The organism is Thiocapsa sp., assembly GCF_035467215.1.
Lineage (GTDB): Bacteria > Pseudomonadota > Gammaproteobacteria > Chromatiales > Chromatiaceae > Thiocapsa.
The window spans coordinates 1-11009 of the sequence record NZ_DATITZ010000283.1 but is presented as its reverse complement, the minus strand read 5'-3'; the positions used below and the strand labels follow the sequence as shown (position 1 = coordinate 11009).

The following is an 11009-nucleotide window of genomic DNA, read 5'->3' as shown; positions in this document are numbered from 1 at the left end:
GAGGTGGATGTCTTCGTTGCCGGTCGCCGCTACGATCTCGTCTCGGGCGGCCCGCCCGCGTTCTTCGTTGCGGACCAGCATCCCGACGCGCATCCCGTCACGGGCAAAGGCGAGGGCGAGCGCCTTTCCCAAACCTGAGTTTGCCCCCGTGACGAGAACAGTGCTGCGATTCGCGTCGCTCATCCGCGGCCTCGGGTCGATGGTCGTTATTCGGAATAGCCGCCTCGCCCGGTGCCTCGGGTGTCGCGTGCGAAATAGCTGACGCGCCCCATCGGAACGACGGTGACGCCACCGGCACTGACATGGAAGCGTTGCTGATCCTTGACCGGATCAAAGCCGATGCGATCTCCTGCCTCGATGACGTTGTGTCGATCCACGATGACGTTGCGCAGACGAGCACCGCGGCAGATGCGGACATAATCCATGATGATGCAGTCCTCGAGGACGACATCCTCCTCGATCACGGTCTCGCGCCGGATGATGGAGTTGGTCAGGCGTGCACCGTCGTGGATCATGGTCGCCGCACCCAGGAGCGTGTTGCGCAGCTCCCCGCCCAGCACGCGAGCGACCGGACCCTGATAGCCGCTGGAAAAGACGGGCCATTCGGGGTTGAACATATCGAAGGCCGGCTCGGCCCCCAGGACGTCCTTGTGGGCGTCGAAGTACGCATCGATGCTGCCGACGTCGCGCCAGTAGACCGGCGTTTCGTAGGGGTGCACGCCCGGTATGACATTCGTCGCGAAGTCGTAGGCGAAGAGTCGGTGGGTGCTGAGCAGCCGCGGCAGGACGTGCTGTCCGAAATCCGACTCGCCGGCTGCCTCGCACTCCTTGAGCGCCTGCATCAGGACCTTCGCGTCGAAGATGTAGTTCCCCATCGAGGCGAAGGCCATGGTCGGATCGCCGGGCAACGGGGAGGGCTTCGCCGGCTTTTCCTCGAAGGCGTTGATCCGCCCCTCTTCGTCCGCCGCGATGACGCCGAAGCTCGATGCCTCGGCCAGCGGGACCGGCAAGGCCGCGATCGTCACGTCGGAGTTGCGTGCCTTGTGGAAATCGACCATCTGGCGGATGTCCATCCGATAGATGTGGTCGGCCCCGAAGACGGCGACCAGATCCGGACGATGCTCCTCGATGAGCGCGATGTTCTGATTGACCGCGTCGGCCGTGCCCTGGAACCAATGCGTCCCGGACATCATCTGGGGCGGAACGACGGTCACGAACTGACTCTGCAGCAAGGGCGAGATGGTCCAAGCCTTGCGTACATGCTCGATCAGAGACTGTGATTTGTACTGCACCAGCAGATAGATGGTCTGTATCTGAGAGTTGACCAGGTTGCTGAGCACGAAATCGACAATGCGGTAGCGGGCGCCGAAGGGCACGGACGGTTTGGAGCGTGCCGTCGTGAGCGGCTGGAGTCGCGAGCCTTGGCCGCCGGCCATGACGAAGGCGATGATTCGATCGGTTTGCATGGTTCCTCCGCGTGCCCCGCCTGTAGGAGCTTTTGTTGTGATGAGTGGGTCCGGCCATTGGATCCACAAGAGAATGATAAACCCGTCGACCGGAGCTTTCCCGATTATCGGAAGCCCTTTCGATCGGGTCCCGGCGGCAACCGAAACAAGGACGACGCGGCGTCCCGAACGTCTACAATGTGCAACCCCGACGGCAGAGGAGTAAGCGAGAGATGAGTCAACCGAGGAAGAAGGTTCCGGGACGCCCGGTCATCCTGATCATCCTGGACGGTTTCGGCTTGAACCCGGCCAAGGCCAACAACGCGGTCGTGCTCGCCGACACGCCGAATCTCGATCGCTACTTCTCGAGTCATCCACACACCGCGCTGCAGGCGTCCGGTCTGGCGGTCGGGCTCCCGGACGGGCAGATGGGCAACTCCGAGGTCGGGCACATGTGCATCGGCTCGGGCTGCGTCGTCCTCCAGGATCTGGTCCTGATCGATCGCGCGATCGACGACCGCAGCTTCTTCGACAATCACGCCCTGGTGAACGCGGCGCGTGCGGCCGCGGAGCAGGGTCGGCCGATTCATCTGATGGGCTTGGTCTCCGACGGCGGTGTCCACAGTCATGTTCGCCATCTGGCAGCGCTCATCCGATTGTGCAAGCGCCAGGGTGCGCGCCCGATGGTCCACGTCTTCACGGATGGTCGGGATACGCCCCCGCGCTCGGCGCTGAGTTATCTCAAGTGTCTCGACGAGGCGTTGGAGACGTCCGGGGGGCGGATTGCCACCGTCAGCGGACGCTATTACGCGATGGATCGAGACAATCGCTGGGATCGCACTGAGATGGCCTGGCGTGCCATGGTCGACGGCGAAGGCCGGCATGCCGAGACGGCGCGCGAGGCCATCGAGGCCGCCTATGCCGCCGGCGAGGACGACGAGTTCATCCGCCCGACGATCGTCGCCGGCGGCGAGCCGATCCGCGACGGCGATCAGGTGATCCACATCAACTTCCGCAAGGACCGCCCCCGCCAACTGGTCTCGGCATTGCACCAGAGCGATTTCGACAAGTTTGACCGCCGCGGTGTGACCCGGGTCCAGGTCACCGGCATGATGGAATACGACCCCTGGTTCGGGTTGCCCTTTGCCTTCGATACCGACACGCCGAGGACCACACTCGGGCAGATCCTGAGCGACGACGGCATCGCGCAGTTTCATTGTGCCGAGACCGAGAAGTACGCGCATGTGACCTTCTTCTTCAACGGTGGGCGAGGCGACCCCTTCCCCGGCGAGGAGCGCGCCCTGATCCCCTCGCCGAAGGTTGCCACCTATGACCTCAAACCCGAGATGAGTGCGCCCGGGGTGGCGGATGCCGTTATCGAAGCACTGCGCTGCGGCAACTTTCCCTTCATCGTGGTGAACTTCGCCAACGGCGATATGGTGGGTCACACGGCCGTGCGCGAGGCCGTAATCGCCGCCGTCGAGACACTGGATCGCGAGGTCGGCCGCGTGCTGGACGTCGCCGTAGAGTGCGGCTACTCGGTCATCTTGAGCGCCGACCACGGCAACTGCGACGAGATGGTCGATCCGGTCACGGGTGATCCCCATACCCAGCACACGACCTACCCGGTACCCTGTCTTGTCATCGACGAGGTGCCGTGGCGTCTGTCGGTCGGCGGCGGGATCAAGGACATCGCCCCGACCATCCTTCATCTGATGGGCATCCCCATCCCGGAGCAGATGGACGGGCACTCCCTCCTGCTCGGGCCGGCGACGGTCTGACGGATGCACGTCTATCTCGATCTGCTGCGCGATGTGATCGACAACGGCATCGACAAGGCCGACCGCACCGGCACGGGGACGCGCTCGGTGTTTGGTCGTCAGGTGCGCTTCGATCTGAGCCAGGGATTCCCGCTGCTGACCACCAAGCGGGTGCATACCAAGAGCTTGATTCACGAGCTGCTGTGGTTCCTGGCCGGCTCGACCGACAACCGCTGGCTTCGGGATCGCGGCGTGACCATCTGGGACGAGTGGGCGGCCGAGGACGGCCGTCTCGGTCCCATCTACGGCGCCCAGTGGCGCAGCTGGGCCTGTCCCGATGGCCGAGTCGTCGACCAGCTCGCCGAGCTGGTCGAGACCATCCGGACCCGTCCGGATTCGCGTCGGCTGGTGGTTTCCGCCTGGAATCCGGCGGATCTGCCCGACGAGACACGCAGTCCGCGCGAGAACGTGCTTGCCGGGCGCATGTCGCTCGCCCCCTGCCACTGCCTGTTTCAGTTCTATGTCGCCGAGGGGCGGCTCTCCTGCCAGCTCTATCAGCGCAGCGCCGATCTCTTTCTCGGCGTGCCTTTCAACATCGCCAGCTACGCCTTGCTGACCCATCTGATTGCACACCAGTGCGATCTAGAGGTCGGCGAGTTCATCCACACCTTCGGCGACCTGCATCTCTACCGCAATCATCTGACCGACGACATCGTTTTCGAGCAGCTCGGGCGCGAGCCTCGGGCGCTGCCGCAGTTGCGTCTGCTGCGTCGTCCGCCGAGCCTGTTCGACTATTGCTTCGAGGATATCGAGATCGTCGGGTATGAGCCGGAACCGGCGATTCGTGCGCCCATCGCAGTCTGAGGCTGAATCGCGCTCGGCGCGGTTTGCTCGGGTCGAGCCGGGTGTAGTGTTGTCGAGCTCTTGCGAGCGCTGAGCTGCGCGATTCAGGATGTTTTGATCTGGATCGGATCAGGCCGTGGGGCGCACGGTGGGCTTTCGAATTGCGGGTTTTGTCGATTTCCGTAGGGTGTCTTTTGTGTTGTGGGGGCTTGCGCAACATTCACGAAATTTCCGGGCGAGGAGTTGCCGCTGATGGAGTCACTTATTCAAGTCCTGCTCGCGTACGGACTTTTTTTGGCCAAAACGATCACCATCCTGCTCGGAATCGGCGTGCTGCTGGTTCTGGCATTGCGGCTGAGACAGGGTGGGCACGCCGATTCCGAGCAGTTGGAGATCACCGATCTGAACCAGCGCTATCGCGCGCTAAGCTCCGAGCTGAAGGCGTTTTCGCTCTCGAAGAAGGCGTTCAAGGCGTATCGCAAGGCCGAGCACAAGGAGGAGAAGGCCCGCGAGAAGGCGGGGCATGCGGATCGCAAGCGGCTCTTCGTGATCGAGTTCAACGGCGACATACGGGCCAGCGAGGTCAGCGCCTTGCGTGTGCTGGTCACGACGCTCCTGATGGAGGCCCGCGATGGCGATCAGGTCTTGGTGCGTTTGGACAACTCGGGCGGTCTGGTCAGCGATCATGGTTTGGCCGCGTCGCAATTGGCGCGTATACGCGACAAAGGAATTCCGCTGACCGTTGCGGTCGACAAGGTCGCCGCCAGCGGCGGCTATCTCATGGCCTGTGTGGCCGAGCGCATCATCGCCGCGCCCTTTGCCGTCATCGGCTCGATCGGCGTGCTGGCCGAGCTGCCCAACTTTCATCGACTGCTGGAACGCTACGGGGTCGACTTCGAGCTGCATACCGCCGGCGAATACAAGCGCACCCTGACCATCTTCGGCGAGAACACCGACGAGGGTCGCCAGAAGCTACGCGAGCAGTTGGAAGAGACACACGCACTCTTCAAGTCATTCGTCGCGACCTATCGCCCCGCGCTCGATCTCGACCGCGTCGCCACCGGCGAGTATTGGCACGGCCAACGCGCCGTCGAGCTGGGTCTGGTGGACGCCATCCAGACCAGCGACGATTTCCTCCTGGCCGCAACCGAGGACATGGACCTCCTCAAGCTCAAGTACAGCGTCCGCAAGAAACCGATCGAGCGGCTGCTGTCGAGCATCCGAGCGAGCTTGGACGGCGCCGTTGCCAACTGGCGCCGCGCGAGCTGAGCCTTCGTCTCGAGGCGCGCCATGGCACATCCTCGCCCAAGGTGCGAAAAGCAGGGGAAAAGGGGTCACGTTCGCTTTCTGCTAAGCTTTCCCTATGCCCAGACGCGGCTAGGGTTGAGCTTCCCCGAAATTTAGTCTTCCAAGGGTGACGTAGACTGTCTGTCACACCGGAGACGATGATGCAGAAGATTCCGAAGCAAGAGTACACCGCCGAGTTCAATGAACAGGCCTTGAAGCGGGTCAAGGACGGCAAGAGCGTGGGCGCGGTAGCCAAGGAAATGGGTCTGGTCGAGCAGACCCTGCGTAACTGGGTGAAGGCGTTCGACGTCGGCACGCTCAACGGTGCGGGCGCAGCGAAAGTCACACCGGAGGCGATGGAGCTGTCGCGTCTGCGCGCGGAGAACGCGCGGCTCAAGCGCGAGGTCGAGATCTTAAAAAAAGCGACGGCGTACTTCGCGCGGGATGCGCTGTGAAGTACGCCTGGATCGATGCGCACCGCAACGGCTTCGCCCTGAACGAACTGTGTGATGTCCTCGACGTCAGTGTCGGCGGCTACCGGGCCTGGCAGGGTGGCGGCACACCGGATCGCCGTGGGCTGACGGATGCACAGTTGCTGGCCCTGATCCGATCCATCCATGCCGAGCTCAAGGGTGCTTACGGCAGCCCGCGGATGGTGCGTGAGCTGCGCGCACGAGGCTTCTCTGCGAGCAAGGCACGGGTGGAGCGCCTGATGCGCGATCACGGCATCCGGGGGCGCCACAAGCGCCGCTACAAGGCCACGACCGACTCCAAGCATGGCCTGCCGGTGGCCGAGAACCTGCTCGCGCGCGACTTCGCCCCGAGCGGCCCGAATGAGCTTCCCTCGGATTTTCGTCTTCCAAGTGCAGTCGAGCCGATACCCAACCCAAGGTTGGGTCGGACCTCGGTCCGACAAAGCAGGGTCTCCCTCCTTCAAACCGTCGCGGGGGTTCCACCTCCCTCCGCAACCAACAAAAGCGGCGACCCGATGCACGCATACGGACACCTACAAGCCGATCTCTGCACCACACCCCGCACCTGGCTCGTCACCGGGGTGGCCGGCTTCATCGGCTCGAATCTTCTGGAGACGTTGCTCGGGCTCGACCAAACCGTCATCGGTCTCGACAACTTCGCCACCGGCCATCGGCACAACCTCGACGAAGTCCGAACCCTGGTCACTCCCGCGCAATGGGACCGGTTCAGCTTCATCGAAGGCGACATCCGCAACCTCGCCGACTGCCGCCGAGCCTGCGCCGGCGCCGACTACGTCCTGCACCAAGCCGCGCTCGGCTCCGTGCCGCGCTCGCTCGATGACCCGATCACCACGAACGAGACCAATATCGACGGCTTCCTCAACGTCCTGGTCGCCGCCCGCGATGTCGGCGCCAAGCGTGTCCTCTACGCGGCGAGCAGCTCCACCTACGGGGACCATCCCGGCCTGCCCAAGCAGGAAGACGTCATCGGCAAGCCGCTTTCGCCCTATGCCGTCACCAAGGTCGTCAACGAGCTGTATGCCGACGTCTTCGCGCGCGCATACGGCCTGCACAGCATCGGCTTGCGTTATTTCAACGTCTTCGGCCGCCGGCAAGACCCGAACGGCGCCTATGCCGCGGTTATCCCCAAATGGACCGCTGCACTCATCGCCGGCGAAGCCGTTTTCATCAACGGCGACGGCGAGACCAGCCGCGACTTCTGCTACATCGACAACGCCGTGCAGGCTAACCTCCTGGCCGCCACTGCGACCGACCCTGAAGCCGCCAACCAGGTCTACAACGTCGCCGTCGGCGAGCGCACCACGCTGAACGAGCTCTATCACCAGATTCATCGCCGCTTGCTGCCGCGCTATCCGCAGCTGCAGGGCGCACAACCGCGCTACCGCGACTTCCGCCCCGGCGACGTGCGCCACAGCTTGGCCGACATCACCAAGGCCCGCACGCGATTAGACTACGAGCCGACCCATCGCCTCGGCGAAGGCCTGGAGCTCGCGCTGCCTTGGTACACCCGATAAGCCGTCGACCCTTAGATGGTCAGAGCGCAGCGAGGCCCATCCTCCAGGCTCGCAAGACGACGATACACGGATCGCCAGAGCAAACCTCGCCTATCCAAACTGCCGATCTACACCCAAATCCATGCCCACGGACCCGAATCCAATGGACATCTCGCTCGCGCACCTGACGAACCCCGACACCCCGATCGCCATCATCGGCCTCGGCTACGTCGGTCTCCCGCTCGCCGTAGAGTTCGCCAAACACCGCCCGGTGGTCGGCTTCGACATCAATCGCACCCGTATCGCCGAGCTGCAGGCCGGTCGCGACAGCACCCGCGAGACCAGCCCCGAAGACCTCGCCGCCGCCCGACACCTGACCTATACCGACGACCTCGACGCCCTGCGCCCCTGCCGCATCTTCATCGTCACCGTGCCCACCCCGGTCGACGACTACAAACGGCCCGACCTCACGCCCCTGATCAAGGCATCGGAGACCGTCGGCAAGGTCCTCAAACCCGGCGACCTGGTCATCTACGAATCCACCGTCTACCCCGGCTGCACCGAGGAAGACTGCGCCCCCGTCCTGGAGCGCGTCTCCGGCTTGACGTACTGCGCATCCAAGCCGTTACAAGACACTACTCATCACTCACCAGTCCTCACTCATCACTTCCACCTCGGCTACTCCCCCGAGCGCATCAACCCCGGCGACCGCGAGCACCGCCTCACCACCATCAAGAAGGTCACCAGCGGCTCCACCCCCGAGATCGCCGCCGTCGTCGACGCCCTCTACCGCGAGATCATCCTTGCCGGCACCCACCCGGCCAGCAGCATCCGCGTCGCCGAGGCGGCCAAGGTCATCGAGAACACCCAGCGCGATCTCAACATCGCACTCATGAACGAGCTGGCGCTGATCTTCGACAAGCTCGGCATCGACACCCTCGAGGTGCTGGAAGCCGCCGGGAGCAAATGGAACTTCCTCCCTTTCCGGCCCGGTCTGGTCGGCGGTCACTGCATCGGCGTGGACCCTTATTACCTGACCCACAAAGCCGTCGCCATCGGCTACCACCCCGAGGTCATCCTCGCCGGACGGCGCATCAACGACCGCATGGGCGCCCATGTCGCCGAGACCGTGGTGAAGCTCATGCTCCAAAGAGGCATCGGCGTGTGCAGCAGCCGCATCCTGGTGCTCGGCCTCGCCTTCAAGGAAAACTGCCCGGACCTGCGCAACACCCGCGTGATCGACATCATCCAGGCCCTGCGCGAATACAACATCGCCGTGGACTGCTACGACCCCTGGATCGACCGCGCCGAGGCCAAGCACGAATACGGCCTGGACTGTCTCCCCGAGGCCCCGGCGCCCGGCACCTACGACGCCGTCATCCTCGCCGTCGCCCACCGCGACTTCGTCGAGATGGGCGCGAGCGGGATCCGCGCTTGGGCCAAGCCCAAGTCGATCCTCTACGACGTCAAATCCGTTCTGCCGGTCGATACGGTCGACGGGCGCCTCTAAGATGATTTTCGGGAATAATCTCTTGCGAGTAGGGGCGAATTCATTCGCCCACTTCTTGAACGTAGGGGCGAATTCATTCGCCCCTACACGCTAGCCCGTAGGGCGGCAACCCCTTGCCGCCGCGACCTCGCAGGCGACTCCCGACGCCCGAGGGAACCGCGGACCGCGACCCCGGGCACCCTTCGGGCGCTAAAACCGGATTCGGTGCGGAGTCCGTGGCTTCAGTCGCGGCCGAGGCCCCGCACGGAGCTCAAGCTCCGGACTCCTTAAACCGGGTTCGGCGCGGAGTCCGTGGCTTCAGCCGCCCGTGTCGGCATGGGAATGCCGACACCGCCATCGAGCAAACCGCCAAGGCCGTGTCGGACTCAAGTCCGACTCCTAGAATGGCAGGGAGCCCCATGCCTTACTCCGAGCTACGCAAAGGCTGCTACTCCGAACCCGGTCGCGAATATTTGGTAACCGCCGCCATTCAGGGGGGCGTAAGGGCACCCACCCGACGAGCCTGGACCCTTTTCCGCTATTTCCCCCGCCGGCTTCCGCTGCGGTACCTGCCGCCCTGATTGCGAACAAAGCTCCGCACTACGATCTGACCGAACGCCGCCCCTTGCGCCTGAGCGAACCCCCGCTGATCGTCATGGAATGCTCGGTCATCGCCGAACGCTATCTGGGCCTGGGCTACAGCGAGGCGGCGCTGGCGATGATGCTGGGCTATCGAGACACCTGCCGGCGCTTCGGCGGCGACTTCACCCTGCTGTGGCACAATTCGCGCCTCGGCAACGCGGCGGATCGGCGGTTTTACCAAGCGCTCGTTGCCTGAGGCGGGTGAGCACGGCCCTTTATTGAAGATCAGTGGTGCTAACAACGATGCACTTGGCTAACCTGGCTACCTTGTCTATAGTCCATGCCGCAGACTCGGGGGATGCACCATGCAAGTGAATATGCTCGAGGCGAGAAATCAGCTCTCAAAGCTGGTGAAGGCCGCTTTGGCCGGTGACGAAGTCATCATCGCCTGTAACGGCGAGGCGCAGGTGCGGTTGGTACCCTGCATGCCCTCATCGGGATTACGAGGGTGGGGTGCTTGGGGAAGTCGCTCCGTCGATGTCGATGAGGCGTTTACCGAAGAAGCCGATGCCGAGGTCGGGAGGCTCTTCGGAAAGTCGTGAAGCTGCTCCTCGACACTCAGATTATGCTCTGGTGGCTGCTGGGCGACTCACGGTTGCGCGCCGAGACGCGCGAGCTCATGGCGACAACGCGCTGCCAGGTGTCTGTTGCAAGTATCTGGGAAGTCGCGATCAAGCATCGTTTAGGAAAACTCCCCGTCGATCCGGTCAGCTTTCGCGATGAAAGCCTGGCCGTCGGGGCGACGCTGTTGGGGATCGACGATAAGCATGTGATCGAGACCGGGCAGCTTCCGGCCATCCATGAAGATCCCTTCGACCGGTTGATCATCGCGCAAGCACGCACCGAGGGGCTGGTGGCGGTCTCTTCGGACGCGCGCTGGGACCAGTACGATATCGCACTGCGGCGTCCGTAATAGGCCTAAGGATCCAATCCGGGCTTATCCGTTCCGCCCTCGAAACACTCAAGACGTGCTTAGGAGCCGTTCAATAACAAGCGATCCATCTTAGCCCCTCTCCCCTCGCGGGAGAGGGGTTGGGGAGAGGAGGAGAATGAACCGGAACGGCTAAGTTGTTTCTGAACCGTTATTGCGCCAGGCAAAGCCTGGAAGAGGGGGAAGAATGCCACAGGGAGTTGAGCAAACGGAAACCTCTTATTGCGACCCGTCGGGTGCGAGTCCCGAACCGGCAAGGATTGGCCATCCACCGGAACCGAGTGTTGCGTGGTGCGGGGGTGACCCCGGCTGCGAAGCGTACACAGGGGGCGTGCAGGCCGTGTGATTGAGCCTCGAAAGCAGACAATGCGGAGCCGACGTCGTTAACTGGGCGGAAGGCAACAGCAACCGCACCGAGCTGGCCGGGTGTGGCTGCTCCGCCGGGGTCGAAGAGCAGGGCATGTACGCAAGGGTTGCCCGGGAACCTGGGAGGACTCAGTCGTTCCTTGTCAAGTCGCGGTGCGGGCGCCGCGTTAGAAGTGGCCCGGATCTCCGTCGGAGACGATCCGACCGACGGGCGCGAAGAGGATCGCAGACAAGGTAGCGCCAAGCGAAGGCAACGAAG

10 protein-coding genes and 1 pseudogene are annotated in these 11009 nt (G+C 63.6%); 9 read left to right on the top strand and 2 right to left on the bottom strand.

All coding sequences use genetic code 11. The annotated features are described in order from the left end of the window. Both VLR48_RS15990 and VLR48_RS15985 read right to left on the bottom strand, forming a co-directional pair. The coding region (locus tag VLR48_RS15990) for an SDR family NAD(P)-dependent oxidoreductase (protein ID WP_325292744.1) at window positions 1-183 on the bottom strand (183 nt) is incomplete at its 3' end. 23 nt (window positions 184-206) lie between these two features. Beyond that, a complete protein-coding gene (locus tag VLR48_RS15985; RefSeq protein WP_325292743.1) occupies window positions 207-1466 on the bottom strand; it encodes a glucose-1-phosphate adenylyltransferase in 1260 nt (419 codons plus the stop codon). A 212-nt stretch (window positions 1467-1678) separates the two neighbouring features. On the opposite strand from VLR48_RS15985, the gene gpmI reads away from it, so the two are divergent. The 9 genes and pseudogenes from gpmI (at window position 1679) to VLR48_RS15940 (ending at window position 10366) form a co-directional block, all read left to right on the top strand. Then, a complete protein-coding gene (gene gpmI / locus VLR48_RS15980; protein ID WP_325292742.1) occupies window positions 1679-3226 on the top strand; it encodes a 2,3-bisphosphoglycerate-independent phosphoglycerate mutase in 1548 nt (515 codons plus the stop codon). A gap of 3 nt (window positions 3227-3229) precedes the next feature. Next, on the top strand, window positions 3230-4069 hold the full coding sequence (locus VLR48_RS15975) for a thymidylate synthase (RefSeq protein WP_325292741.1): 840 nt from the start codon (window positions 3230-3232) through the stop codon (window positions 4067-4069). Between the two features lie 231 nt (window positions 4070-4300). Further along, window positions 4301-5317, top strand: coding sequence for a protease SohB (gene sohB / locus VLR48_RS15970; RefSeq protein ID WP_325292740.1), 1017 nt, complete (start codon window positions 4301-4303; stop codon window positions 5315-5317). 179 nt (window positions 5318-5496) lie between these two features. Continuing rightward, window positions 5497-6176, top strand: a pseudogene (locus VLR48_RS15965) (IS3 family transposase); the annotation flags it as partial. A gap of 147 nt (window positions 6177-6323) precedes the next feature. Next, the gene (locus VLR48_RS15960) at window positions 6324-7343 is read left to right on the top strand and encodes an NAD-dependent epimerase/dehydratase family protein (protein WP_325292745.1); all 1020 of its coding nucleotides are present in this window, start codon (window positions 6324-6326) and stop codon (window positions 7341-7343) included. Between the two features lie 142 nt (window positions 7344-7485). Next, complete coding sequence (tviB, locus tag VLR48_RS15955) at window positions 7486-8832, top strand: Vi polysaccharide biosynthesis UDP-N-acetylglucosamine C-6 dehydrogenase TviB (protein ID WP_325292739.1); 1347 nt, start codon at window positions 7486-7488, stop codon at window positions 8830-8832. Between the two features lie 604 nt (window positions 8833-9436). Then, complete coding sequence (locus VLR48_RS15950) at window positions 9437-9649, top strand: hypothetical protein (RefSeq protein WP_325292738.1); 213 nt, start codon at window positions 9437-9439, stop codon at window positions 9647-9649. 109 nt (window positions 9650-9758) lie between these two features. Then, complete coding sequence (locus tag VLR48_RS15945) at window positions 9759-9995, top strand: type II toxin-antitoxin system prevent-host-death family antitoxin (protein WP_325292737.1); 237 nt, start codon at window positions 9759-9761, stop codon at window positions 9993-9995. Continuing rightward, entirely contained in the window at window positions 9992-10366 is a 375-nt protein-coding gene (locus tag VLR48_RS15940; RefSeq protein WP_325292736.1) for a type II toxin-antitoxin system VapC family toxin, read from the top strand. The genes VLR48_RS15945 and VLR48_RS15940 overlap by 4 nt, the downstream gene beginning before the upstream one ends. Window positions 10367-11009 lie beyond the last annotated feature (643 nt).

What these genes read in the sequence shown, in the direction of transcription:
- VLR48_RS15985 (WP_325292743.1), bottom strand. Translation starts at nt 1,466, where the DNA reads ATGCAAACCGATCGAATCATCGCCTTCGTCATGGCCGGCGGCCAAGGC.
- gpmI (WP_325292742.1), top strand. Translation starts at nt 1,679, where the DNA reads ATGAGTCAACCGAGGAAGAAGGTTCCGGGACGCCCGGTCATCCTGATC.
- VLR48_RS15975 (WP_325292741.1), top strand. Translation starts at nt 3,230, where the DNA reads ATGCACGTCTATCTCGATCTGCTGCGCGATGTGATCGACAACGGCATC.
- sohB (WP_325292740.1), top strand. Translation starts at nt 4,301, where the DNA reads ATGGAGTCACTTATTCAAGTCCTGCTCGCGTACGGACTTTTTTTGGCC.
- VLR48_RS15960 (WP_325292745.1), top strand. Translation starts at nt 6,324, where the DNA reads ATGCACGCATACGGACACCTACAAGCCGATCTCTGCACCACACCCCGC.
- tviB (WP_325292739.1), top strand. Translation starts at nt 7,486, where the DNA reads ATGGACATCTCGCTCGCGCACCTGACGAACCCCGACACCCCGATCGCC.
- VLR48_RS15945 (WP_325292737.1), top strand. Translation starts at nt 9,759, where the DNA reads ATGCAAGTGAATATGCTCGAGGCGAGAAATCAGCTCTCAAAGCTGGTG.